We start from the raw sequence: 25487 nt of genomic DNA, 5'->3' as shown, positions 1-25487 counted from the left end.
GAGACACTTTCGGTACGGCGGCCGGACGGCCGCGATTGGTGTGGGTCATCAAGGGAAAGGCCCGGCTGTGCGATCCAGCCGGGCCTTCCCGGTCAAAGCCAAAGCTTTGGTGTGCCGCCTACTTGCCTTTGCTCGCGTCGGCCAGCCGGATGAAGGTCACGGACTTGGGCTCGAAAGCGTAGCTGAAAGCAGTCCCCGCACCGTTGAACGTGCTGGTGGAAGGTGTGAGGTTCTGGCCATCGGCCGTCTCAGTCAGGGTTGTCACCGCCGCCGTGGGGCTGAGGTTGGCCGCACCAGTGACCTTGATGTCCACCGGAGTCCGCTCGGCCGAGGTGTTGACCACCTTGACGATGGTGTCGCCCGACTGTGCATCCTTCGTGACCACGGAGTAGACGGGATCTGCCTGGGTATCGTCCACTGTGCCCCAGAGGACGTTGTCCAGGAAGAGCTTCGCCGTGCGCCCGGTGACCTCGATCCGGATGTCGTATTGACGTCCGGTCTGGATCACCGTGTTCTTTTCTACGACAGTGGTCTTGCCGCCGTTGACGGCTTTTTCCACGACAGACTTCGTATTGTTCCAGCCGCCGAGGTTCCACCAGAAGTAGTTGCCGGTGTCCTTGACGCCGAAGGAGACGAGGAACCCTTCGGAGCCGGCCAGCTTTGTCGCCTTGGTGCTGAGCGTGTAGTTGCTCCAGTTGGTGTCGCCGGTGGTCACCATCGTGTTCTGCGCCGTGGTGCTTGACTGGACGTAGGCCCCGTCCTGGATAGACCAGGACCCGGTGCCGTTCCCGGTCCACGCGGCAGCAGTTCCCGAGAAGTCGTCGCTGAACAGGGTTGCGCCGTCGTTTCCAGTCACCTTCACGTCGTCATAGCGGGCGGATGTTGCCCAGGTGGACAGTCCGATTTTGCCCGCTATCGGCTGGACGGTTGAGGCCGGGTTCTCCTGCGTGCTCGGCACCACCTGGGTGCCGACATTGTTCATGAACAGCTTCTGGACCTCGTAATTGGGGGTGGTCCGGACCGACGTTCCGTTGAAGAACATCATGTCCGGGCTCCACTGGGTGTTTGCCTCGTTCGCGATGAGCGGCGCGTAGGACGCCATCTTGACCACATCCGCGTTCCGTTCGAGGCCGGTCATGTAGGAGGCCTCGGCCAGGGCGTTGGCGGGCTTGTTCCCGCGGGAGGCGTACTCCCCGAGGAAGACCTTGTAGCTGTTGCGGTCGTAGGAGTCGTAGCGGTGGTTGTTGTTCAGGAACCAGGACGGTTCGTTGTAATAGTGCTCGTCGACGAGGTCCACGCCCGTGTCAGCGTTGAACTTGGCGAGGTCGTCGAATTCGGGGCCCTGGCTGAACGGGCCGGTGTTTCCGATAATCTTGATCTCGGGATGGGCCTTGCGGACGGCGTTGTAGAACTGGGTGAAGTACTGCTTGAACTCCGGCTTGTATTCCTCGTTGCCCAGGCCGATGCGGTCCAGGCTGTAGGGCTCCGGATGCCCGTAGGCGATGCGCTTGGCGCCCCACTCGGTGCTGGCGTCACCGTTCGCGAACTCGATCAGATCCAGCGTGTCCTGGATGTAGCGGTCAAGGGTTGCCTGGTCCGGGGCGGACTTGTTGTCGCCGCAGCCGGTCACGCCCACCGGCACCACGGGCACCGGGATGGCGCCCATGTCCTCGGCCCACTGGAAGTACTCCATGTACCCCAGGCCGTAGGTCTGGTTGTAGCCCCAGAAATTACGGTTCGCCGGGCGCTGTTCCACCGGCCCGATGGTGTCTTTCCACTGGTACGTGCGGGCGCGGGTGTAGTTGGGGGCCGAATAGGTGTCATAGCTTCCCGTGTTGACGATGCAGCCGCCGGGGAAGCGCAGGAATCCGGGGTTCAGGTCGGCGATTTTCTCGGCGAGGTCCTTGCGGAGGCCGTTTTCCCTGCCGTTCCACGTGTCCTCGGGGAAGAGGGAGACCATATCGAGCCGGACCGTGCCGGTTCCCTGGACTACCGTCGCAAGCCGGCCCGCCCCCGTGGAGGACTTCGGCGAGAGGGTCACCTGGTACTTGGCCCAACGGTCGCCCTTGATCTTGATCGTAGCGATGTCCAGGCGCCCGCCTTCCGGCGTCTCCAGCGTTACGGCAAGGCTGGTTCCTGCGGGGTTGGACGTGCGCGCCCAGACCGAATAGTTGTATTTCTTGTGCGCCTCGAGTTTCTGCCCTGCGTTCCAGCCGCTGTTGCGGACGCCAACGCCGGCGCCGCTTCCCGCACCGGCGCTGGTGGCGTCGATCTGCAGGTAGTTCCGGTTGTTTTCATTCAGACGGTTGTTGTCATTGACGACGGCGGCTGTTCCGTCGCTGCCCCGCTTCAGTATGTCCCAGGCCGTCAGCGGGGTGTAGGTCTGGTTGTCCCCTGAGTTGAATTCAAAAGACCTGTTCTGGACAAGTTCCGCGTAGATGCCGCCGTCGGCTCCCTGGTTGATGTCCTCGTAAAAGGCCCCGTACATGGTCGGATCGATCGAAGCCCCGGTCCCCGCGGCATTGACGTTGATGGTCCGGTTCGTTGCGGACTCCGCGGAGGCGTCCAGCGCCGGGGCCAGTGACAGCACCGCTGCTGCCAGTGATCCGGCAAGCGCCATGGTGCAGGCCCGCTGTGTGCGGCTTGGTGATTTTGATGGCATGGATGAGGTTGCCTTTCTCCATTGAGCAGCCCGCCGGTCCGCCGGCGCAGCTCAGCAGTGCGGCCGCCGACGGCTGCATGCTGCGATACCGTCCTCGGGCATGGCCGCCGGTGAGTGGGTAATATAAAAGCTGTTAACGCTAACAAAATGGCGCGTCGGGAATGAGTATTGAACATGTTTACAGAGTTGTAAAGGGCATCGGCGGAGGAGGACGTGCATTCTTTCCAAGCTGCGAAATTGTGACACCAGCCACTTGACGGCTTTCTTTGTTAGCGTTCACAATGAGTCGCAGAGCGCTTCAGCTCACTTGCAGCAATGGCGGTGTTCCAAGTCTCCCGCCTGCATGTAACTACGCTTCCGGGAGGATGTTGTGTTTAAGAAATCCCTAATTGCGGTTGCCGCCGCTTCGATGCTCACCCTGACGGCCTGCGGCGGAACCGGCAGTGCTGCCGGCAACGCGGGCACTGACAAGATCACCATGGGCTTCGCGCAGGTTGGCGCCGAAAGCGGCTGGCGCACGGCCAACACCAAGTCTGTACAGGAGTCCGCCAAGAAGGCCGGAATCGACCTGAAGTTCTCGGATGCCCAGCAGAAGCAAGAGAACCAAATCAAAGCCATCCGTTCCTACATCCAGCAGAAGGTGGACGTCATCGCCTTCTCGCCCGTGGTGGAGTCCGGCTGGGACACCGTCCTGAAGGAAGCCAAGACCGCGAAGATTCCCGTCATCCTCACCGACCGGGCGGTGGATTCCACCGACAAGACCCTCTACAAGACCTTCCTCGGTTCCGACTTCGTTGAAGAAGGCAAAAAGGCAGGGACCTGGCTCGTCGATGAATCCAAGTCCGCGACGGACACTGTGAACATCGTCGAGATTCAGGGCACCACCGGGTCCGCGCCTGCGAATGACAGGAAGGAAGGGTTCGAGGAGGCCATCAAGGCCAATCCGAAGCTGAAGATCATCGCCTCACAGAGTGGTGACTTCACCCGCAGCGGCGGCAAGCAGGTCATGGAGGCCTTCCTCAAGAACAACCCCGACATCGACGTAGTCTTCGCGCACAATGACGACGAGGGCCTGGGCGCCATCGAGGCCATCGAGGCTGCCGGCAAAGTTCCCGGCAAGGACATCAAGATCGTCACCATTGATGCGGTCAAGGACGGCATGACAGCCCTGAGCAACGGAAAGATCAACTACATCGTCGAATGCAGCCCGATGCTCGGCGACCAGCTCATGGACCTTGCCAAGAAGGTCATCGCCGGCGAGTCCGTCCCGGAACGGGTCGTCACCGAGGAAACCACGTTCACGCAGGAGCAGGCAAAGCAGGTTCTTGCCAGCCGCCCGTACTGAGTCCTGGCGCCCCCTGAACGGCCGTGCGGCGGCGGATCATCGCCGCCGCACGGCACACCAGCACAGAAAAGATACGAGCATGAACGAAATGGTTCCGGTCGTCGAGATGACCGACATAGCTATTGGATTTCCAGGAGTTAAGGCGCTCGACGGAGTGAACTTCCGGCTCTTCCCCGGTGAAGTGCATGCCCTCATGGGAGAGAACGGTGCGGGCAAGTCCACCCTGATCAAGGCGCTGACGGGCGTGTACAGCATTGACTCCGGCACGGTCACGGTGCTCGGCGAGCACAAGCAGTTCTCGACGCCCGCCGCATCACAGGCGGCGGGCATCAGCACCGTCTACCAGGAGGTCAACCTCTGCCCCAACCTGACCGTTGAAGAAAACGTCCTGCTGGGGCGTGAGCCGCGCCGCCGCGGCTCCATTGACTGGAAGGGCGTCCGGTCCCGGACCCGGGAAGTCCTCGCAGAGCTGCACCTGGATCAGGTTGACCCCGGATCCCTGCTGTCCTCGCATTCCATCGCGGTCCAGCAGCTCATCGCCATCGCCAGGTCAGTGGAGATCAACGCCAAGGTCCTCATCCTGGATGAACCAACATCGAGCCTCGACGCCGACGAAGTCAACCAGCTGTTCCGTGTCATCCGTGACCTCCGTGACCGCGGAGTGGCCATCCTGTTCGTCTCCCACTTCCTCGAACAGGTCTACGACATCTCCGACCGCATGACAGTGCTCCGCAACGGAAAGCTCGTGGGCGAATACATGACCCGCGACCTTTCCCGCATGGGCCTCATCTCCAAGATGATCGGCAGGGAAATGGAAGCGCTGGCCGAGCTGGACCAGGCGCCGGCACGGACACGGGCCAGGACGGACTCCGGGGTGACGCCTTTCCTTGAGACCCGCGGACTTGGCAGGAAAGGATCCGTTTCACATGTGGACCTGTCCGTCTACCCGGGCGAGGTCGTTGGACTTGCGGGCCTGTTGGGAGCGGGCCGCACCGAGATCGCCCGGCTCATTTTCGGCGCCGACAAGGCCGATGAAGGATCCATGGCCATCAAGGGTGCCAGCCAAAGGATTCGTTCCCCGCGCACGGCCATCGATCTGCGCATCGGGTTCTGCTCGGAGGACCGCAAAGAGGAAGGTCTCATCGGAGACCTCTCCGTCCGCGACAACCTGGTACTGGCAATGCAGGCCAGCAAGGGCTGGGCACGCCGCATTCCCCGCCGCGTCCAGGACGAGCTCGTGGCGGAATACATTCAAGCCCTCGACGTCCGCCCGGCCAACCCCGACGCACTCATCCGGAACCTCAGCGGCGGCAACCAGCAGAAGGTGCTTCTCGCCCGCTGGCTGGTCACCCATCCCGAACTCCTGATCCTCGACGAGCCCACCCGCGGAATCGACATCGGAGCCAAGACCCAGATCCAGAAACTCGTCAGCCAGCTCGCGGCCGACGGGATGTCCATCCTCTTCATCTCCTCCGAGCTCGAGGAAGTCCTGCGCGTGAGCGACCGCATCGCCGTCATCAAGGACAGGGCAATGGTCGCGGACATCAACAACGACGACGTCTCCGTGGAAGACGTCATGACGGTCATCGCCGGAGGCGCCCAGTGAAATCACTTCTGAAACACCGCCTTGCGTGGCCGGTGATCGCCCTCGCAGCACTGCTGCTGCTGAACCAGGTCTTCAGGCCGGACTTCCTGAGCCTCAGGATGCAGGACGGGCACTTGTACGGCAGCCTCATCGACATCATGCGCAATGGTGCCCCCACGATCCTCATCGCGCTCGGCATGACCCTGGTGATCGCCACCCGGGGCATTGACCTCTCGGTGGGCGCCGTGGTGGCCATCGCCGGGGCGGCCTCCTGCGCCTACATCGCTGCCTCGCCGGAACCCGGCTCCCCGGTGACGGCCGCGACGGCGGTTCTCATCGCCGTCATCGCCGGCCTTGCCCTGGGCATCTGGAACGGCTTCCTGGTCTCGACCATCGGCGTGCAGCCGATCATTGCCACCCTGGTGCTCATGACCGCAGGGCGCGGCATCGCCCAGCTCATCACCGGCGGTCAGATCATCTCCGTCTCCAACGACCCCTACAAGTCGATCGGCGCCGGATACCTGCTCACCCTTCCGATCTCCATCCTGATCACCGCAGCCGTCTTCATCCTGGCGGCAGTCCTCACCCGGCGCACCGCACTGGGCACGCTGATCGAAGCCGTGGGCATCAACCCCGTCGCCAGCCGCCTCGCGGGCCTCCGTTCACGCAACATCATCTGGATCGTCTACGTCTTCAGCGCCGTCTGCGCCGCCATCGCCGGCCTCATGATCAGTTCCAACGTCACGGCAGCCGATGCCAACAACGCCGGACTCTACATCGAAATGGACGCCATCCTCGCCGTCGTCATCGGCGGCACGTCGCTGGCCGGTGGACGGTACACCCTGGTGGGGACCGTCGTCGGGGCCTTCATCATCCAGACGCTGACCACCACGGTCTACACGCTCGGGATCCCGCCGGAGGTGACCCTGGTGTTCAAGGCCCTGGTGGTTATTACGGTCTGCCTCCTGCAGGCACCCAAGGCGCGGAACCTGCTCAGCAGCCTCAAGGCAGCCCCCAAGCCCGCCGCAAAGGAAAAGGTCGCAATCTAATGTCCCCCCTGACCACACTGACGCCCCTGACCGTCAAAAAGCCGTCACCGGCGCGCAACCGGCTGCGCGGAGGCGCACGCTACGCGCCAACGCTTGCGACCGTGGGTCTCTTCATCGCCATGTTTGCCGTGGGGTCCGGAATGTACCCGAGCTTCCTCTCCGGCCAGGTGTTCCTGAACCTCTTCATCGACAACACGTTCCTGATCGTGCTCGCCGTCGGCATGACCTTCGTGATCCTGACCGGAGGCATCGACCTCTCCGTCGGGGCCGTCGTCGCACTGTCCATGATGGTCAGCGCGACGCTTCTCCAGCAGGGCTGGAACGCCGGGGCCATCATCGTCCTGGTGCTGCTGATCGGCGGCGGGCTGGGCCTGCTCATGGGGCTGATCATCCAGTACTTCGACATCCAGCCGTTCATCGTCACCCTGGCGGGCATGTTTCTCGCCCGCGGCCTCTGCTACGTCATCAGTCTTGACTCGATCCCCGTAACCGAAGGGTTCTTCACCGGCATGGCGCAGGCCCAGATCCCGCTCCCTGGCGACCTCTTCGTCTCGCCGGGTGTCCTCCTGGCCCTTGGAATCGTGGCCATTGCCTTCTTCGTCCTGCACCACACGCGCTTCGGCCGCACTGTCTATGCCATCGGCGGCAACGAACACTCCGCCATGCTGATGGGCCTGCCGGTGAAGAGCACCAAGATCCTCGTCTACGCGCTGAGCGGCCTCTGCTCAGCCGTCGCCGGCATCCTGTTCTCCTTCTACAGCCTCTCCGGCTACAGCCTCGCCGCCCAGGGCATGGAACTCGACGCCATCGCGGCGGTGGTCATCGGCGGAACGCTGCTGACCGGCGGCACGGGCTACGTCCTGGGTTCGGTCGTCGGCGTGCTGGTGCTGGGCATCGTCCAGACCTTCATCGCCTACGACGGAACCCTGAGCTCCTGGTGGACGAAGATCGTCATCGGCGGCCTCCTGCTGGTCTTCATCCTGCTGCAGCGGCTCTTCGCCAGGAAAACACGCTGATTCCCTGCTTTATCTGTCTCTCTGCCTCCCGCCCGTCGAAAGGACGCCTTCAGCATGAATGTCCCCCTCAACCCGCAGTTTTCGCGCCGCTCGTTCCTCGGCTCCGGAACCGCCGCAGCCGCTACAGCAATACTGGCAGCCGCCGGCGCAGGATCCCTGGTGGCGGCACAGCCTGCCGCCGCCTCCGGCTCGACGCCGGTCATCAACCCCGTCGTTCCGCAGCGTGCCGACCCGTGGCTCATGAAACACACGGACGGCAAGTACTACTTCACCGGTTCTGTTCCCGAATACGACCGGATCGTGGTGCGCTCCTCCGCCACGATCTCGGGGCTGGGCGGCGCCCCGGAAGCAGTGGTCTGGACGCGCCCCTCCTCCGGAACAATGGGAGGCCACATCTGGGCACCTGAGCTGCACCACTTTGACGGCAAGTGGCACATCTACTTCGCCGCCGGCGACAGCAACGATGTCTTCCGGGTGCGGATCTACGTCATTTCGACGGCGGCCGCGGACCCGGCCACGGCCGTCTGGGAACCGCCTGTCCGGGTGCACACCCATGCCGACACGTTCTCCCTGGACGCCACCACCTTCGAGCACGCCGGCAGCCGGTACCTGATCTGGGCGCAGAGCGACACCGGGGTGAACTCCAGCCTCTACATTGCCTCAATGTCCTCACCGTCCACACTTTCCAGCGCCCCGGTCCGCATTGCCGTTCCGACGATGGACTGGGAGACCCGCGGGTTCAAGGTCAACGAAGGTGCCGCCGTGATCACGCGGAACGGCCGCATCTTCGTGACCTTCTCGGCCAGCGCAACAGACGCCAACTACTGCATGGGACTCCTCACGGCCGATGCAGGCGCCGACTTGCTCAACCCGGCATCGTGGACGAAGACGCCCACCCCCGTCTTTGTCACGTCCGAGGGGTCAAAGCAGTACGGCCCGGGGCACAACTCCTTCACGGTGGATGAAGCGGGCAACGACGTGCTGGTCTACCACGCCCGGTCCTACCGCACCATCGTCGGAGACCCGCTCTATGACCCCAACCGGCACGCCCGCGTCCAGCGGCTGCACTGGAACGCGGACGGCACCCCGAACTTCGGTGTTCCCGTGGGGGACGGTGAGCTTCCGGTGCGGCTGGAACCTGCCGCCGCCCCGGGCACGTACCTGGCCCATGACGGCACCACCGTCTCCGCCGCTTCCTCCCCCGCGCTGGGGGCATCCCAGTTCCGCATCGCCACGGGCTACGCCAAGAAGAATTCCGTGGTCATCGAGCCGGTCCTGGCCAAGGGCCGCTACCTTCGGATCCAGGGTTCTACCGTCGCGATCGCCGCCACGGAGGGTTCGTCGTCGGCGTTCATCCAGCGGGGCGGCCTGTCGGATCCGGCAGGAGCGTCCTTCGAGTCGGTCGATCTTCCGGGCTGCTATCTGCTGCTGCGGCAGGGCGTCCTGGCTGTGGCCAAGGCCGGCAAGAACGACAGGGCTGCGGCCACGTTCTTCCTGAGTTCGTAAACCCACGGCTTCGTCAGCTTTTCCCGTCAGGGCCCGGTAAGCTTCCCCGCTGCCGGGCCCTGCCTGTGCCGTCTTCAGGCGGGCAAGGCGGCCGTCTTCAGGCGGGCTAACCCGGGTCAGCGGCCGGCGTTCGGCGCCGCAGTTGAAGAGCGAACCACGAGCCTCGGATTGACCACCGAGGAGGCACCCGAATGGCCGTTGGCCATGTCGAACAGAAGCATTTGCATGCATCGGGCCCCGAGTTCCTGGAATCCCTGGTTGACGGTGGTCAGGGGCGGCACAAGGTAAGCGGCCTCGGGCTGGTCGTCGTACCCGACGAGGCTGACGTCCTGCGGGACGCGCAGGCCGGCTTCGCTGAAGGCGCGCAGGGCCCCGAGCGCCATCTGGTCGTTGGCAGCGAACAGCGCGGTGGCCCTGCCGGCGGCGGCGAGTTCCAGCCCGGCACGGTATCCGCTTTCGGCGCTCCAGTCACCCTGGATCAGCATGGAATCGTCCAGTCCCGCCTGGGCGAGAGTACGGCGCCAGCCGTCAACGCGGGCGGCGGCGTCGATCCAGTCCGGCGGGCCGGCGACGTGGGCGATGGCGGTGTGGCCAAGATCCACCAGATGCTGCACTGCGAGGCTGGCACCCATCCGCTGGTTCACCGCGGCGACACTCAGCCGCTCGTCGACGCCGAATCCCACGGCAACCAGCGGGATGGCCATGCTGATGGTGCTCAGGGATTCGAACATGGCCTCGTGCGGCACAATCACCACGATGCCATCCACCGACTGCATCATGAAGTATTCGAGGCCGTCCTTTATCGCCGTCGGCGTGACTTCACCGAGGCTGGCTACGCTGACGAAGTAGCCCTTGTCACGTGCTGCCTGCTGCACGCCGAGGAGCGTGTTGGCCGGGCCGTAGTGGGACATGTCGCTTCCCAGGACGCCGATCGTCTGGGACTGGCGCGTCACCAGGCTGCGCGCTGCGGTGTTCCGGCGGTAGCCCAGCTCCGCGATGGCCTTTTCGACGCGTTCGCGGGTCAAGGGGCTGACGTTCGGGTGTGCATTGAGGACCCGCGAGACAGTCTGGTGTGAAACACCGGCAAGCTTCGCCACGTCCTCCATGACCGGAGGACGCCTGATCTCAGATATTGGCATGTCCCTCCTCACGTTAGCGCTAACAATCAGCTTATCAGCTGTGGCTCAATCAGGCTGCTGTAATCCGGCGGGCGCAGGCGGGCACTCGGGCGGGCACCCGGGCAGGCGAAGGTTCAGGCGGGGGCCGAGGTGCTGGCCCGCACCACGAGCTTTGGCTCGACAACCGTTGTCCGAGCGCCTTCTCCGTCCCCGACGGCGGCGAGCATGAGATCCATGCAGCGCCGGCCGAGTTCCTCGAAGTCCTGGCGGACGGTCGTGAGGGGCGGGGTGAAGTAGCCCGATTCAGGCTGGTCGTCGAAGCCCACCACGGAGACGTCGTCGGGAACGCGGACTCCGGCTTCATGGAAGGCGCGCAGCAGGCCGAGCGCCATCTGGTCGTTGCCCACGAAAATTGCCGTGGCGGACCGTTCCTCGGCGAGCTTCCTGCCGATCTCATAACCGCTGCCGGCGCTCCAATCGCCCTCGACGAGCAGATCGTCGTCCAGGCCGGCGGCGCGCAGTGTTTCACTCCAGCCCTCGGCCCTCGCGGTGCCGTCGATCCAGTCCTGGGGTCCGGCGACATGTCCGATCCTGCGGTGCCCCTGATCTATCAGGTGTCGAACGGCGAGCTCCGCCCCGCGGTGCTGGTCCACCATCGCGCCGCTCACAGCGTCATTCCCGAGCGAGCCCACAGCCACCACGGGAACACCGGGCTTCAGTTCCGTGAGGGCAAGCAGGGTTTCAGAGTGGGGCACGCTGACCACGATGCCGTCGACGGCCTGGTCCAGAAAGTGCCTTAGAGCGTCGAAAATCGCTTCGCGGCTCACCGACTTCAGGGCAGCGATGCTGACGAAGTAGCCGGCATCCCGGGCCGCCTGCTCCACGCCCAGCAGTGTGTTGGCCGGACCGTATTGGGAGAGCTCGCTGGCAAGGACGCCAATGGTCTGGGAGCGCCGCGTGACCAGACTCCGCGCCACCGCATTGCGGCGGTACCCTAGTTCGGCGATCGCGGCTTCGACCCTCTCCCGCGTGGCCTTGCTGACGTTGGGGTGGTTGTTGATCACGCGGGAGACTGTCTGGTGCGACACCCCGGCGCGTTCCGCCACATCCTCAAGCCGCGGCAGCCGCGCATTGCTTTTTGTCATGGGGCTATTCTGCGCGAACCGCCGTGCAACCACGAACAGACCACGCGCCCAAGGCGCCACGTCGGCAAACAAAAAGTCCCCGGCCTCCTGTTGCCAGGAAGCCGGGGACTTTCCACTCTTCGCTAAAAGAGTGGGCCCTGTGGGGCTCGAACCCACGACCCACGGATTAAAAGTCCGATGCTCTACCAACTGAGCTAAAGGCCCAAACCGACTGCGCACCGCACACGTAAAAACGTCAAAGACACACGTCAGTTCCAGTCCATTTCTGGACGTTTAATACTGTACCCCAGACGGCGGCATGTGACTTACGTGGCGCGCTGCCGCCGTCGTCCGCTTGATTCCTGGTCCCGAAAAGGGGCTGGCTGGCCCGCCAGAGCGCCAAATCCCTGTGCTCGATTACCGCACGTCACAGGAGTAGCGTGGGGAGCATGAGCGACAACGCAGGAACCAGCGGTCCGGGCGGGGCGGAACGGCACCACAAACCGAAGCCTTTTGCGCCCATTGACTTTGAGCCCTTCGCGGGCGGTGCTGACCCGGCACGGGTCTCAGAAGCGGCACACCTGGCCGCCCAGGCGCTGGTGCGCCACGGACGCGACAGCGACGACCCCGTCGTCACCAAACGCCTCGTCAAACTCGCCGACGAGCAGGGCCTCGAGGCCATCGCGGAGATGTGGGCCGAAAGCCCGGCGCGCTCACTGCCGGGCGCCCTGTGGCGGCTCTACGCCCTCCGCGCTGCAACAGTCCAGGACCCCGAGCGCATCTCCGTGTACTTCAAGGCAGGCAAGGACACGGCACAGGTTTCCAATGTCGTGGCCGGAGCCGCAGAACCGCCCGGGGCCGACGAAATGAAGACCATGGCGGACGCCATTTTGTCCGGAGCGTTCGACGGCGACTTCGACGTCGCGCTCGAGCGTTCGGCCGCCTTCTGCCGCGTTGTGGCGCTCGGACAGGCCACGCTCGCCGACGGCGCCGATCACAGCAACGAGGTCCACGCACGCAAGCTGACGCGCAACTCGCACCTGCTGGTGAAGACCGCCGAGGACCTCGAACACGCCGCCAACGCCTGGCGGCTGGGCGAGCTGGACTGACCTATCGGGCCGGATCTGTCAATGTTGACTTGGTCCAGCCAAAGTAGAACACTGAAACTGGTGCCGAACCGCGAAACCCCCGGGCTTCAACATTTAGCCGCCTAGAGCGGCCTACCGCCGAGAGGCGTATCCGGTTCGGCACCATTTTCATGCCCGGAGACGCGGGCCGGTAAAGTACTGACTAGTTGCCGGGCCCCACGTCAAGTCACGTGGACCGCCCTTCCCAGTCCTGACGATCTCCGGAGACCGGTACGAATGAAGCTGCGCCTTTTTCCCCAGGAGCCCGCGGGGCTGAACCTGCTGTCGCAGCTGGCCCGCCAGATCGTTCTCGCCAGCGCCACCATGGCGGAAATCCTGGGCGCGCCTGCCTCCGAACATGACCGGCTCGTGGAGGACATGCACAACCACGAGGCGAAGTCCGGCGAACTGCACTTCGCCCTGCTGACCCACATGCGGACCAGCTTCGTCAATCCCCTCCCCCGCGAGGACATGTACGGGCTGTCGCTCTGCCTTAATCAGGCGATCGAGAAGCTGGACGCCGCCGCCGAGTTGGTGGCGCTGTACAAGCTGGACAGGCTGCCAAAACGGGCGGCGGACCAGCTGGAAATCATCAGCCGCCAGGCCGAGCTCACGGCCGATGCCATGCGGCGGCTGAACAACCTCGACGACCTTGAGGACTACTGGATCGAGACTGTGCGCCTGGCCAAGCGGGCCGAACGGACGCACCGGATCTGGGTCGCGGACATGCTCAAGGAAATGAAGGCGACGCAGTACGCCCGGAACCGGGACGTTGCCAACCAACTCGTGGACGTCACCAAGGAAATGCGCCGCATCGCCACCCAGGTGGGCAGCATCATCGTCAAGGAATCATGAGGTGACACCCCTCATTTTCGCGCTGGTGGTGGTTCTTGCCGCGGCGTTCGCCTTTATCAACGGGTTCAGGGACGTCTCCAACTCTGTAGCCCTCGCTGTCCGGACCCGCGCCCTGACGCCCACCGTGGCCGTGCTGCTGGCGGCCATCTTCAACTTCACCGGCGCGCTCCTCAGCTCCGGATTCGCCGTGGCGGTCAGCCAGAACTGGGTGACACTGCCCGTCGGGGACAGCGGGCTCACGATCCTCGTGGCCGGCCTGGCCAGTGCCTGCATCTGGGGCCTGATCCTGTGGTGGCGGGGCATCCCCTCATCCTCCACGCACGCGCTGGTGGGCGGCCTCGCCGGAGCGGGTACTGCCAGCGTCCTGGTGGGCGGGAACGCCGTGGGCGGAGTCGACCAGTCTCTGCTGTTCCAGGTGGTCCTTCCCCTGGTGCTCTCCCCTGTCATCGCGTTCATCGGCGCGTACCTGCTCGTCTACCCCGTGACGTGGGCCGCCCGCTACGCCCAGCCGAATGAGATCAACCGGCGTTTCCGGGCTGCGCAGTCGATCACTGCCGGCGCTGTCGCCTTCGGCCACGGACTCCAGGACGGCCAGCGCATCGGTGCGGTCCTCCTGCTGGCCGTCCTGGCGGCGGGGTACACCGACGGCGGCTCCGTCCCCCTGTGGGTGGCCATTCTCTCGGCCGTCATGATCACGGTGGGAACGCTGTGCGGCGGCTGGCGCATTTCACACACCATGGCATACCGGCTCATCCGGGTTGACCCCCTGCGCGGAGTGGTTGCGCAGGCCTTGAGTGCGGCCCTTCTCTTCATCGGTGCGATCGGCCTGCACTGGCCGATTTCCACCACGCACACCGTCACGTCCGGGGTGCTTGGAGCGGGCGAGAACCAGCACGTGTCCGGAACCCACCGCAAGCTCGTGGCCAGGATCCTGTCGCTGTGGGTCCTGACGCCTGCCGCCACCGCCGCGGGAGCCTTCGTGCTCGCACTGGCGCTCTCCCCGCTGGCCAGGAGCTGAATCCGGGTTTAAACAAGCGCGCTCCGTAACTGCCCTATCAAGGCAGTTACGGAGCAATCGCCGGTGGCTGGGACTATCCGAAGCGGCCGGAGACGTAGTCTTCCGTGGCTTTGTTGCTCGGATTGTTGAAGATGGTGCTGGTTTCGGCGAACTCGATGAGCTTGCCCGGCTTGCCCGTGCCGGCGATGTTGAAGAACGCCGTCCTGTCCGAAACACGCGCCGCCTGCTGCATGTTGTGGGTCACGATGACCACGGTGTACTGGTCCTTGAGCTCGTTGATGAGGTCCTCAACGGCCAGGGTGGAGATCGGGTCCAGGGCGGAGCAGGGCTCGTCCATGAGGATCACCTGGGGTTCCACGGCGATGGCACGGGCGATGCACAGGCGCTGCTGCTGGCCGCCGGACAGGCCGGAACCCGGCTTCTCCAGCCGGTCTTTGACCTCGTTCCAGAGGTTGGCGCCCTGCAGGGACCGTTCCACCAGGGCATCGGCTTCGCCCTTGGAGATCTTCTGGTTGTTCAGCTTCACGCCGGCCAGCACGTTGTCGCGGATGGACATGGTGGGGAACGGGTTGGGCCGCTGGAACACCATGCCGATCTGGGAGCGCACGGTGACCGGGTCCACGCCGGGGCCATAGAGATTGTCACCGTCGAGCAGGACTTCGCCTTCGACGCGGGCGCCCGGCAGAACCTCATGCATGCGGTTGAGGGTCCGCAGGAAGGTGGACTTGCCACAGCCGGAGGGGCCGATGAACGCCGTGACGGACTTGGCTTCGATGTTGATGCTGACATCCTCGACGGCCAGGAAATTGCCGTAGTAGACGTTCAGGTCTTTGACGTCGATGCGCTTGGACATGATGTTCCTTAACTTGCTGGTATGGATTGAAGTCTAGATCCCGGCCGTTCGATCCGAAACGTCCGGGGAGCGGGCCGCGCCCGGGGCCGGCGCCTAGCGTCCGGCCTTCGGGGCGAAGACCCTGGCGATCAGGCGCGCACCGAGGTTCAGCAGCATCACCAGGACGATGAGCACCAGCGCTGCGCCCCAGGCCCGCTGCGAGGACGGGTCCGGATTGGACGGCGACGTGGGGTTCAGGATCTGCGTATAGATGAAGGTCGGCAGCGATGCCATCCAGCCGCCGAACACGTTGGTGTTGATGCTGGTGGCAAAACCGGCGGTGACCAGAATGGGCGCGGTCTCGCCGATCACGCGGGCGATCGCGAGGGTGACGCCGGAAGCGATGCCTGAGATCGCCGTCGGAATGACCACCTTGAGGATGGTCCGCCACTTGCGGACGCCCAGGGCGTAGGAGGCCTCGCGGAGTTCGTTGGGAACGATCTTCAGCATTTCCTCGCTGGAGCGGACCACCACCGGGATCATCAGCACGGAAAGCGCGACGGCGGCCACGGCGCCGGTCTTGGTGCCCGGGCCCACCACGGCGAAGAAGAAGGCGGCGGCAAACAGACCGGCCACGATGGACGGGATGCCGGTCATAACGTCCACGAAGAAGGTGATGGCGCGGGCCACCGGGCGGTCGTTGCCGTATTCCACCAGGTAGATGGCCGTCAGCAGGCCGACGGGCACCGAGATGACCGTGGCGAGCAGGGTGATCTCCACCGTGCCGAGCAGCGCGTGGTAGATGCCGCCCAGAACGGGCCCGCCCTCTTCGGCAGCCCTGTTGTCGTAGACGCCGGTGACGCCGTTCATGGACTTGCCGAGGAACCCCGGCGTAATGAGGCCCGGGATGCCGTTAACCATGACGGTCCAGATGACGGAGATCAGCGGCAGCAGCGCGATGAGGAAGGATCCCACCACGAGGCAGGTGGCCAGTTTGTCCTTGGCCTTGCGTGAGCCTTCGACGGCAGCGCTCCAGCCCACCAGGCCGGCAGCGAAGAGGATGGCGGAGACCACTCCCCAGCCAAAGGCGTTGAAGCCGATCAGTGCCAGAATGGCGGCGCCGAGGACCAGCGCCACGGCCAGGACGACGTACGGGGCGTACTTGGGCAGTTGGCCCTTGGTGAGTGCGGACCGCTTGCGGACCGGGGTCAGAGTGGAGGTCATTTAGTTTGCTCCCGAGAATTCTTTGTGCCGGCTGATGATCCACCGGGCAACCATGTTCACGGCGAGGGTGATCACGAACAAGATCAGGCCCGCGGCGATCAGGGTGCTCACCTTCAGGCCGCTCGCTTCCGGGAAGTTGAGCGCGATTTCGGCGGCGATGGTCTGGTTGCCGGACTGGATCAGGCTGGCGGTGAGGGCTCCGGAGGAGAGCACCAAGGCAACAGCCATGGTCTCGCCGAGTGCGCGGCCAAGGCCCAGCATGATTGCGCTGATAATGCCCGGGCGCGCGAACGGCAGGACGGACATCTTGATCATTTCCCACCGGGTGGCGCCCAGGGCAAGCGCGGCCTCTTCGTGCAGTTTGGGGGTCTGCAGGAAGATCTCGCGGGACAGGGAGGTGATGATCGGCAGCACCATGACGGAGAGGACGATTCCGGCGGTCAGGATGGTCTTGCCGGTGGCGGAGGCCGGTCCCTGAAAGATGGGCAGCCAGGCCATGTTCTCGGCCAGCCAGCCGTACGCGGGCGAAATCTGGTGGGCCAGGAATGCGGCGCCCCACGCGCCATAAATGACCGACGGGATGGCGGCGAGGAGGTCGATCACGTAGCCGAGGCCTGAGGCCAGCCTGCGCGGCGCGTAGTGGGAGATGAACAGGGCGACGCCGATGGCCACCGGCGTGGCGATGACCAGGGCGATGATGGCGGCGATCAGGGTGCCGATGACGATGGGCCAGATGTAGGCGAAGAAGCCCTCGCCGCCCTGGATGTCCGCTGCCGGGGCGGTGAATGCCGGAATGGCCTGGATGACGAGGAAGAGTGCAACGCCGAACAGCACGGCAAGGATCAGGCACCCCGCTGCCAGGGTTGCTCCGGAAAAGACTTTGTCCCCGGCGCGTCCGGCGCCTCGGGAACTTGTCAGGGAGGTGGCGGTCATACCCGGCCCTTCGGTGTTGATGTTGCTGTGGTGCGGAACGTGGAGAGTCTGCGCTTTACACGGCTAAGTTCCCCGCCCTGCCTTGCGGCAGAACGGGGAACTGCGGCGCTCAATTCAAACCTTACGACTTGACCTTGATGGACTCGATGGCCTTGGTGGCCTTTTCGGTCAGGGCGGCGGACAGCGGAGCCGACTTTGCGGACTCAGCGGCGGCCTTCTGGCCCTCTTCGGAGACGACGTACTTCTCGAAGGCCTTGACCAGGTCAACGGTTTCCTGCTTGTCGTAGGCGCTGCAGACGACGTGGTAGGAGACCAGGACCACCGGGTAGGCGCCCGACTCGGTGGTGGTGCGGTCCAGGTCGATGGCGCTGTCGTTTTCGGCGCGGCCCGTGACGGACTTGCCGGCGTCGACGGCCTTGGAGGCGGCTTCCGGGGAGATCTTGACGAACTCGGATCCGACCTTGATCTGGGCGGTGCCCAGCTTGCCGCCGACCGCGGAGTCATCTGCGTAGGTCACGGCACCCGGGGTGTCGGTGACGGTCTTGACAACACCAGAGGTGCCCTTGGCGTTCTCGCCCTTGAGGGAGGCGGGCCACACGCCGTCGGCCTTGTCCTTCCAGACCTCGGGGGCCGCAGCAGCGAGATACTCGGTGAAGTTCTTCGTGGTGCCGGAGTCGTCGGAACGGCTGACCGGGGTGACCTTGAGGTCCGGAAGCTTGGCGTCCGGGTTCAGGGCGGCGATAGCGGGGTCGTTCCACTTGGCGATCTCGCCACGGAAGATCTTGGCTGCGGTGGTGGCGTCCAGCTTGAGGTCAGTCACTTCCGGCACGTTGAACGCGATGGCGATCGGCGAGATGTAGACCGGGATGTCGATGGCGCCCTCGGGGCCGCAGACCTTCTTGGACGTGGTGAGTTCCTCGTCCTTCAGGTAAGCGTCGGAACCGGCGAACTGGGCGGAGCCGTCAAGGATGGCCTTGCGGCCCGCGCCGGAACCGTCCGGGGAGTACTGCACGGTGGCACCCTGGTTTGCGGCGGCGAAGTTGGTCTTCCATACGTCCATGGCTGCGCCCTGTGCGGAGGAGCCGATGCCCGTCAGGGTTCCGGTGACTTTGGTGCCGGCGGCGGACTGGGTGCCGGCCGGGGAGTTCGTGGCGTTGTCGGAACCACAGGCGGTGAGCGCGAGTGCGCCAGCGGCGATAACTGCGATTGCCGCGTGGCGGCCGAAGCGGAGTGCCTTCACTGGGTGTACCCCTTCCAGGGTTTCTGATGCGATCCGGACCGGAGACGTCCAGATGTTGGGGATGCGTACGTTGTCGAACTTCATTCAAGGTATGGGCCAGAGGTAACGGGTAATGGGGTCCAAGGTGAACGGAAGATTAACGACGGCGGCATATTGCCTTACATATGCTGGGTCCCCATTGCGTTAGCTGCGCCACAGTCGTAGGGCGGCGTCCGTGTGGCACGATGTCCCGTATGGAGACACCCGGAAGCCTGGACGCCCACCGTCTGGCCGGTGTGCAGTCGGACGCAGACATCGATCTGTACCGCCGGCTGAGCGCCGACATCACGGCCGGAGTGGCTGTCGTTTCCACTTCGCTGCGCAACCGCGACTACGCGGCCACGGTCACCGGATTTCTCTCCGTCTCCTACGACCCGCCGACGATGCTGGTCAGTCTGTACGCGGAATCACGCATCGGCGAGGCTGTTGAGGAAGCGGGCACCTGGGCGCTAAGCCTGCTGTCCGGCAGGCACCAGGGCGCGGCGAACTGGCTGGCCAGCCCGGGGACACCGCTGCAGGGGCTGCTCGCCCAGGTCCCGTTCCGGCGCGGCCCGGCAACCGGTTCGGCGATCCTCGACGGCGCCCTCGCCTACTTCGAGATGCGCACTGTCTCCGTCCATCCGGCCGCCACGCACCTGATCGTGGTGGGCGAGGTACTCGCCATGGGTAGCGGCGCTTCCCCGGCAGACGCCCCCGACCCGCTGGTCCACTTCGGCTCCGGCTACCGCCATTTGGCGCCCTGAAGATGGACGATTGAACCCTGGGTATCGAAGCCGGTCAACGAGCACTGTTGAGGAGTAGAACATGGTTCCTGAAATCAACATCTGGGCGGTTTTGGTGGCAACGCTGTCCACCATGGTCGTGGGGTCGGTCTGGTACACCCCCAAGGTCTTCGGCAACTACTGGATGCGCACGGCCAAGGTCACGCCGAGCGGCGAAGGAAAGGATGCCATCAAGCCGATCCTCATCACGCTCGTTGTCAGCTTCGTCAGCGCCCTCGTCCTAGCCGGTTCGGTAGCCATCGCCCAGGAATTCTACGGGGGCAGCTTCCTGGCCAACTCGGTGATCACCGCCGTCATACTCTGGGCCGGATTCACCGCCGCCCGCTTCATCACGCACGACGCGTTCGAGGGCCGGCCCGCTGGGCTCACCGCGCTGAATTGCGCCCATGAGCTCGTGACCTATCTGGTCATGGCCCTCGTCATCGGCCTGTTCGGCACCTAAGCGCGAAGCTTGAAGCGCCAACGTGCAGCTAATGCCCGCAAATCTCAAATTTGAGGTCATTACGTGCCAGTTCGCGCCAGCCACGCGTACGTAACCGGGCCACCAGCGCAGAGGCGAGGAGCGCCGTCGTCAATTCCAAGGCGATGATCACCAGCAGCGTGGCGGCAGCGGAACTGTCCGGCCCACCTGCCGCCGGCCCGCCCGCAGCGTGGCTGTGGGCTGACCGGCCTGATGCCAGCAGCAGGAACGTGTGGACCGCCGCCATGCCGACTCCGGAGGCCATGATCCGGCGGAGGGCGGCAACATTGCTGCTACGCCAAAGGTGCAGGGCGCACGGCAGGCAGACCGCAACCATGGCGAGCATCAGCCCGTTGAGCCAGGCCGCATGATGGTTTCCGGCCGCAAGCCACACGTGAGCGAGGCAGGACGCGGCCGTCACCACGGCACAGGCACGGGAGTGGAGTGTGCTGCCCGGCACGGCTGGCGGGCTCATCCCCGGAAACGCCACTGCAGAAGCGGCTCAGCCATGGCAGTGGCCGCCGGACGGCTGGGCCGACGCGGGAACATCCAGCACGGGGCTGCGGTCGAAGAACCCTTCGGGGCGGAGTTTGAAGCCCACGGTGTCCACGGGCATGATGGGCCAGTCCTCAACGCGGGGGAAGTGCGTGAGCCCGAAGGTGTGCCAGACCACGATGTCCTGGCCGTCGATGTCGCGGTCTTGGGCGATGTAGGACGGCAGACCGGCGCCGCCGGAGTGCTGGTTGACGAAGTCCCCGGTCGGGTACCGCTCGTCGTCCGCGAACCGGGTCACCCACAGGTCTTTGGTGGCGAAAGCGGCCCTGCGCGCAATGGAGGAATCCGGATCAGCCAGGAGCGTGGGCTGGTTGTGGGCGTGCAGCTTGTAGCCCACTGGCTCCCCCAGCCGGTTGCGGGATTCGGGGTTGGAGATGATCCAGGTGCGGCCGCTGCGCGCGTCGGCCTCGCGGACCGCTTCGGATTCCCAGGCAAGGACCGTCCGCCTGCGGGAGAAGGCGTTGCCGCGCTCGTTCCCTTCGCCCATCGGCTGGCGGACCACGTCCTCTTCCTCGACCCTGTTGGTGAAGCCATCAATGGCCATGTCCAGCCGCGCACTGAACAGGTGCTGGTGGAAGGGTGCTCCCAGCCCGGGCGCGAGCTGGGAGATGTTGGCGGAGCCGCCTTCCGGAAAGGCGCTGGTGAAGACGACGCCGGTGGCCTTGGCCTCGAATTCGATGGTGCCGTCGAGGTACAGGTACCAGTAGAAGCCGTAGTCGTAATTGCCGATCGTTGTGAAGAAGGAGATCACCAGGCGCCGGTTCCGGCGTGTGTAGTTGATGCCGGACCAGAGATCGCTGTGCTTGGCGAGGATGCCCCAGTCCTCCTCGTGCATGCAGATGCCGTTGCGGATCTCGCGGGGGTTGCCGAAGGCGTCGCTGATGACGGGGCTGAGGTAGGTGATCTCGCCGAGGCAGTCGCACCCGAGCTCCAGGGAGTTTGCGTACTGGCCCACGAGGTACTCGCCCGTGTCGAAGTAGTTCTGCCAGGACCGGATCGGGGAAGGATCGCCGTAGGGAACCACCATTTCGGCAATGGAGGCCCGGTTGATGATGGGACGGAGCCGGTCCCCGTCCCGGAAGGCGATGTTGTGCAGCACCACGCCTTCGCGGACATCGAAGCCGACGTCCAGGCTCCATTTCTCCCATTCGACGTGGTTTCCGCCGGTGACGGTGAAGCTGGGCCCCTCCGGCTGGGTGATGCTGATGGGCTTCTGGGTGGTGCGCGGCGGGCCGGTCAGCTCGGGGTCCGTGTAGTTGCCGTGTTCGGCCGGGACCGGGAAGATTCCGGTATCCACGACCTGGGTCACTTCCTTGCTGACGACGTCGACGTAGGCCACGAGCCCGTCCACCGGGTGCGCCCAGGCGCTGTCCTCTGGAAACTCCTGCACAAAGGCCAGGCCCCGGAGGATCCGGCGGCCCTTCTCCTCCGGGTACTCGAAGACGCCGGCCGACAGCGGGGCCACGCGGACCTTGCTGACGTCCAGGTTCCGTGAGGCGAGCGCCTTCAGCCACCTCTCATCGGAGGCCAGGAGCCGCTCGACGACTTCGAATTCCTCCTCCAGGACGGGAAGCTCGCCCGTGGCGGCAGTGTCGAGTTCGACGGCGGAGATCACCTCGCGCGCCGAAACGGACACCGTGACGTCCGAGGCTGCCGCGCCCGATACGTCGTGGATGAAGATCCGGAACCGCCGGTCCTCGGTTTCGGCGCTTGCGCCGCGCGGCGGGTCCAGCAGGCCGAGGTAGGCGATGCGCTTCTCCGGGCCCAAGAGGCCGGCTGCACGAAGAATGCCCTGCACATCGGTGATTTCTGCGCCCGTTGCCAAACGGTATGGGGTGGCTACATCTGTGAGCGAGGTCGTCATGGCGGCCTTCTGTCCGGGACCCTGGCGGGTCGTATTTTTATTTTCTATAGTTGTAGAGAATAACCGTACGTAAGATGTGTCACAAGGGTCTTGCGCCAAGAATATTTCCGGGGGAGCGGCTGCATGCCAAAGATTGTTGATCACGACGAGCGCCGGCTGGAGCTGGTGGACGCCACGTGGCGGATCATCGCGCGGCTCGGCATCGAGGGTGCCACGATGCGGGAAATTGCGACCGAAGCGGGCTTTGCCAACGGTGCCCTCAAGCCCTACTTTCCCACCAAGGACACCCTGCTCACGTTCGCCTTCGGCCATGTCTTCAACAGGACGAACGAGCGCATCAGGGAAGTGACCGCGGGCAAGGCCGGGATTCCGGCACTGAAGGCGTTTTGCATTGAGGTGCTGCCGCTGGATTCCGAGCGCGTCAATGAAGCGCGGATTGTCGTTCCGTTCTGGCAAAAGGCCATCAACGATCCCGTGAAGGCCGCCATCCACCGCGAGTCCATGGAGCAGTGGCATGCCTCCATCCTGGGATACCTGGCCGAGGCCAGGGCGGACGGAACCGTCAGCGCCGCCGTCGACGACTCAGCCGTCGCCGGCCACCTGCTGAACATGCTGCTCGGCGCGCAGATTGCCGCTGCCCTCGCACTCGAGGGCAAGGCCGATCCGGGCCTGGCTCACCAACTGGACGCCTTCCTGACCTTGCTCGCAGCCGGCAGCTGATCTTTTTTCCACAACTGTCGAAAAAAGATGACACCACGGAAGTTCGGCGCTAACCTGAAATGACTGTGTCCCAGGACACAGCCTTGGGGGACAACATACAGATGGCCGACCGGCGTCAGGAACATCCATGTCTGCAACTACCGCCCGCCCCGCGGGCCAGGACCTCACCTCCAGCGTGGCCACGTCGTTTGACCACTGGCGGCACCTCGTGGCGGAGTCTTTTGTGCCGCTGGCGGCGGAGACCGACCACCCGGACACCTTCCGCGGCCGGATGCGGTCCCGCGTGCTTGACCGAATGGCCATCGTGGAGGTCTCGGCCACGTCCCACAGCGTCCACCGCACACCGGCACTGCTAGCGCAGTCCGACCAGCGCTATTTCAAGCTCAATCTCCAGCTGGAAGGCACCGGCCTCCTCATCCAGGACAACCGCGAGGCTGTGCTGCGCCCCGGCGACCTCGCCATCTACGACACGAACCGCCCGTACACGCTCGCCTTCGAAGAGCACGCACGGATGATGGTGGTGATGTTCCCCCACGACGCACTGACGCTCCCGCCGGACTGCGTGGGCCAGCTTTCCGCGGTCTGCCTGGCCGGCGGCAGTGGCGTGACCGGCATCGTTGGCCCGTTCATTGCCCAGCTCGCGGCCAACCCCGAGCTGCTCAGCGGCCCCAGCGGGTCCCGACTGGCCGCCAACGCCCTTGATCTTGTCTCAACGATGCTTCACTCGGAGCTGGACATGGCGGCGGACAGCATGAAGCCCCAGGTGCTGCTGGCCACGTCGGTCCGCGAATACATCGAGGCCAACCTTGCCGATCCGCAGCTGTCACCGGCCAGCATCGCGGCGGCACACTTCATCTCCACGCGGCATCTGCACAATGTCTTCCATGAGTCCGGCGCCACCGTGGCCAGCTGGATCCGGAGCCAGCGGCTCGACCGCATCCGGCGCGACCTAAGGGACCCGTTGCATACCGGCACGTCCGTCGGTGCCGTCGCAGCCCGCTGGGGATTCCTGGACGCGGCGCATTTCAGCCGCTCCTTCCGGGACGCCTTCGGCGAATCCCCCAGCGACTGGCGGCGCGGCGCCTAGATCAGGCCCTGCGCGAGCATGGCGTCGGCAACCTTGACGAAGCCGGCGATGTTCGCGCCCAACACATAGTTGCCCGGGTCCCCGTATTCATCAGCGGTCGAGGCGCAGCGCTCGTGGATCCCCACCATGATGTCCGTGAGGCGCTGTTCCGTGTGCTCGAAGGACCAGGAGTCACGGCTCGCATTCTGCTGCATTTCCAGGGCTGACGTGGCCACTCCTCCGGCATTGGCTGCCTTGCCCGGGGCGAACAGCACGCCGGCGTCCTGGAACACCGCCACGGCTTCGCGGGTGGACGGCATGTTTGCGCCCTCGCCGACGGCGAGCAGACCGCCCCGCACCAGCCGGGCCGCCGCGTCGCCGTCGAGTTCGTTCTGGGTCGCACAGGGCAGGGCCACCGTGGCATTGACGTCCCACACTGAGCCGCCGTCGACATATGAGACGCCCGGGCGCCGGACTTCATAGTCCTTGAGTCGGCCCCGCTCCACTTCCTTGATCTGGCGGAGCAGCGCGACGTCGATTCCGGCTTCATCCACGACGTAGCCGCTGGAATCCGAACAGGCAACCACGACGGCGCCGAGTGCCTGCGCCTTGGCGATGGCATTGATGGCCACGTTGCCGGATCCTGAGACCACCACGCGCTGCCCGTCGAAGGACGTTCCGCGGGTCTTCAGCATCTCCTCGGTAAAGATCACCGTGCCGAATCCGGTGGCTTCGGGCCGTACCAGGGAACCGCCCCAGGAGATGCCCTTGCCCGTGAGGACGCCGGATTCGTAGCGGTTGGTGATGCGCTTGTACTGGCCGAAGAGGTAGCCGATTTCGCGGCCGCCCACACCGATGTCGCCGGCCGGAACATCCGTGTATTCGCCGATGTGGCGGTACAGCTCGGTCATGAACGACTGGCAGAAACGCATGACCTCGGCGTCGCTGCGGCCCCGCGGATCGAAGTCGGAGCCGCCCTTGCCCCCGCCGATCGGCATTCCGGTCAGGGCATTCTTGAAGATCTGCTCGAAGCCGAGGAACTTCACGATGCCCAGGTAGACGGAGGGGTGGAAGCGCAGGCCGCCCTTGTAGGGTCCCAGCGCGGAGTTGAACTCCACGCGGAAGCCGCGGTTGATCTGCACGCGGCCGGAATCATCGGTCCAGGGCACCCGGAAAATGATCTGCCGCTCGGGCTCGCACAACCGCTCAAGGACGGCCCCTTCGAGGAATTCAGGGTGGCGGTCGTGGACCGGGCCGAGGCTTTCAAACACCTCGGTCACCGCCTGGTGGAACTCGGCTTCGCCCGGGTTCCGGGCAAGGACAGTGTCCCTGATGGCCTCGAGCCGTGCATCCATGATGATTCCTTA

Annotated in this window: 22 protein-coding genes and 1 tRNA gene; 12 read left to right on the top strand and 11 right to left on the bottom strand. The window is 64.9% G+C overall.

What is annotated here, in order from left to right:
* Positions 1-118: 118 nt before the first annotated feature.
* Entirely contained in the window at positions 119-2662 is a 2544-nt protein-coding gene (locus tag JYA52_RS20680) for an alpha-L-arabinofuranosidase family protein (RefSeq protein ID WP_205655234.1), read from the bottom strand.
* 370 nt (positions 2663-3032) lie between these two features.
* Here JYA52_RS20680 and JYA52_RS20675 point away from each other — a divergent pair, with 370 nt between their 5' ends.
* The 5 genes from JYA52_RS20675 (at position 3033) to JYA52_RS20655 (ending at position 9163) form a co-directional block, all read left to right on the top strand.
* A complete protein-coding gene (locus JYA52_RS20675) occupies positions 3033-4007 on the top strand; it encodes an ABC transporter substrate-binding protein (RefSeq protein WP_307869477.1) in 975 nt (324 codons plus the stop codon).
* Positions 4008-4086: 79 nt separating this feature from the next.
* A complete protein-coding gene (locus tag JYA52_RS20670; RefSeq protein ID WP_205655233.1) occupies positions 4087-5613 on the top strand; it encodes a sugar ABC transporter ATP-binding protein in 1527 nt (508 codons plus the stop codon).
* Positions 5610-6641 (top strand): ABC transporter permease, encoded by a 1032-nt coding sequence (locus tag JYA52_RS20665; RefSeq protein ID WP_205655232.1) that lies wholly within the window; start codon positions 5610-5612, stop codon positions 6639-6641. The genes JYA52_RS20670 and JYA52_RS20665 overlap by 4 nt, the downstream gene beginning before the upstream one ends.
* Positions 6641-7657 carry a galactofuranose ABC transporter, permease protein YjfF gene (gene yjfF / locus JYA52_RS20660; protein ID WP_205655231.1) on the top strand — a complete coding sequence of 339 codons (1017 nt, stop codon included), beginning with the start codon at positions 6641-6643 and terminating at the stop codon, positions 7655-7657. Before JYA52_RS20665 ends, yjfF begins: the two co-directional genes overlap by 1 nt.
* A 54-nt stretch (positions 7658-7711) precedes the next feature.
* Positions 7712-9163, top strand: coding sequence for a family 43 glycosylhydrolase (locus JYA52_RS20655; protein WP_205655230.1), 1452 nt, complete (start codon positions 7712-7714; stop codon positions 9161-9163).
* A 116-nt stretch (positions 9164-9279) separates the two neighbouring features.
* Here the strand turns inward: JYA52_RS20655 and JYA52_RS20650 are convergent, their stop codons facing one another.
* From JYA52_RS20650 to JYA52_RS20640, 3 genes are all read right to left on the bottom strand, one after another.
* Complete coding sequence (locus JYA52_RS20650; protein WP_240460568.1) at positions 9280-10302, bottom strand: LacI family DNA-binding transcriptional regulator; 1023 nt, start codon at positions 10300-10302, stop codon at positions 9280-9282.
* A 113-nt stretch (positions 10303-10415) separates the two neighbouring features.
* Entirely contained in the window at positions 10416-11426 is a 1011-nt protein-coding gene (locus tag JYA52_RS20645; RefSeq protein WP_205655229.1) for a LacI family DNA-binding transcriptional regulator, read from the bottom strand.
* Between the two features lie 131 nt (positions 11427-11557).
* Positions 11558-11630 (bottom strand) — tRNA-Lys (locus tag JYA52_RS20640).
* A gap of 224 nt (positions 11631-11854) precedes the next feature.
* On the opposite strand from JYA52_RS20640, the gene JYA52_RS20635 reads away from it, so the two are divergent.
* The 3 genes from JYA52_RS20635 to JYA52_RS20625 all read left to right on the top strand — a co-directional run bounded on the left by JYA52_RS20635 (position 11855) and on the right by JYA52_RS20625 (position 14405).
* The gene (locus JYA52_RS20635; protein WP_205655228.1) at positions 11855-12514 is read left to right on the top strand and encodes a hypothetical protein; all 660 of its coding nucleotides are present in this window, start codon (positions 11855-11857) and stop codon (positions 12512-12514) included.
* A 255-nt stretch (positions 12515-12769) separates the two neighbouring features.
* Positions 12770-13387 carry a DUF47 domain-containing protein gene (locus JYA52_RS20630; protein ID WP_205655227.1) on the top strand — a complete coding sequence of 206 codons (618 nt, stop codon included), beginning with the start codon at positions 12770-12772 and terminating at the stop codon, positions 13385-13387.
* Position 13388: 1 nt separating this feature from the next.
* Positions 13389-14405, top strand: coding sequence for an inorganic phosphate transporter (locus JYA52_RS20625; protein WP_205655226.1), 1017 nt, complete (start codon positions 13389-13391; stop codon positions 14403-14405).
* Between the two features lie 73 nt (positions 14406-14478).
* Here the strand turns inward: JYA52_RS20625 and pstB are convergent, their stop codons facing one another.
* The 4 genes from pstB to pstS form a co-directional block, all read right to left on the bottom strand.
* Entirely contained in the window at positions 14479-15258 is a 780-nt protein-coding gene (gene pstB, locus JYA52_RS20620; RefSeq protein ID WP_205655225.1) for a phosphate ABC transporter ATP-binding protein PstB, read from the bottom strand.
* Positions 15259-15351: 93 nt separating this feature from the next.
* Positions 15352-16461 carry a phosphate ABC transporter permease PstA gene (pstA, locus tag JYA52_RS20615; protein ID WP_205655224.1) on the bottom strand — a complete coding sequence of 370 codons (1110 nt, stop codon included), beginning with the start codon at positions 16459-16461 and terminating at the stop codon, positions 15352-15354.
* Complete coding sequence (gene pstC / locus JYA52_RS20610; RefSeq protein ID WP_205655223.1) at positions 16462-17394, bottom strand: phosphate ABC transporter permease subunit PstC; 933 nt, start codon at positions 17392-17394, stop codon at positions 16462-16464.
* A 121-nt stretch (positions 17395-17515) separates the two neighbouring features.
* Positions 17516-18634 carry a phosphate ABC transporter substrate-binding protein PstS gene (gene pstS, locus JYA52_RS20605; protein ID WP_205655295.1) on the bottom strand — a complete coding sequence of 373 codons (1119 nt, stop codon included), beginning with the start codon at positions 18632-18634 and terminating at the stop codon, positions 17516-17518.
* 233 nt (positions 18635-18867) lie between these two features.
* On the opposite strand from pstS, the gene JYA52_RS20600 reads away from it, so the two are divergent.
* Together JYA52_RS20600 and JYA52_RS20595 are read left to right on the top strand one after the other, a co-directional pair.
* Positions 18868-19416 (top strand): flavin reductase family protein, encoded by a 549-nt coding sequence (locus tag JYA52_RS20600; protein WP_205655222.1) that lies wholly within the window; start codon positions 18868-18870, stop codon positions 19414-19416.
* 61 nt (positions 19417-19477) lie between these two features.
* Positions 19478-19897 carry a DUF1761 domain-containing protein gene (locus JYA52_RS20595; protein ID WP_205655221.1) on the top strand — a complete coding sequence of 140 codons (420 nt, stop codon included), beginning with the start codon at positions 19478-19480 and terminating at the stop codon, positions 19895-19897.
* Positions 19898-19925: 28 nt separating this feature from the next.
* Here JYA52_RS20595 and JYA52_RS20590 read toward each other — a convergent pair whose 3' ends face one another.
* Positions 19926-20390, bottom strand: a complete 465-nt coding sequence (locus JYA52_RS20590) for a hypothetical protein (protein WP_205655220.1) — start codon at positions 20388-20390, stop codon at positions 19926-19928.
* A gap of 27 nt (positions 20391-20417) precedes the next feature.
* Positions 20418-22334, bottom strand: a complete 1917-nt coding sequence (locus JYA52_RS20585) for a primary-amine oxidase (RefSeq protein ID WP_205655219.1) — start codon at positions 22332-22334, stop codon at positions 20418-20420.
* 123 nt (positions 22335-22457) lie between these two features.
* Here JYA52_RS20585 and JYA52_RS20580 point away from each other — a divergent pair, with 123 nt between their 5' ends.
* Positions 22458-23054 (top strand): TetR/AcrR family transcriptional regulator, encoded by a 597-nt coding sequence (locus JYA52_RS20580; protein WP_205655218.1) that lies wholly within the window; start codon positions 22458-22460, stop codon positions 23052-23054.
* 127 nt (positions 23055-23181) lie between these two features.
* Positions 23182-24141, top strand: coding sequence for an AraC-like ligand-binding domain-containing protein (locus JYA52_RS20575; RefSeq protein ID WP_205655217.1), 960 nt, complete (start codon positions 23182-23184; stop codon positions 24139-24141).
* Here JYA52_RS20575 and gdhA read toward each other — a convergent pair.
* The gene (gene gdhA / locus JYA52_RS20570) at positions 24138-25475 is read right to left on the bottom strand and encodes an NADP-specific glutamate dehydrogenase (RefSeq protein WP_205655216.1); all 1338 of its coding nucleotides are present in this window, start codon (positions 25473-25475) and stop codon (positions 24138-24140) included. The genes JYA52_RS20575 and gdhA overlap by 4 nt on opposite strands.
* Positions 25476-25487: the final 12 nt, after the last annotated feature.

It is taken from the genome of Arthrobacter pascens, from assembly GCF_017052465.1.
In the GTDB taxonomy this organism is placed as follows: Bacteria; Actinomycetota; Actinomycetes; order Actinomycetales; family Micrococcaceae; genus Arthrobacter; species Arthrobacter pascens.
This window is presented reverse-complemented; position numbering and strand designations above follow the sequence as displayed.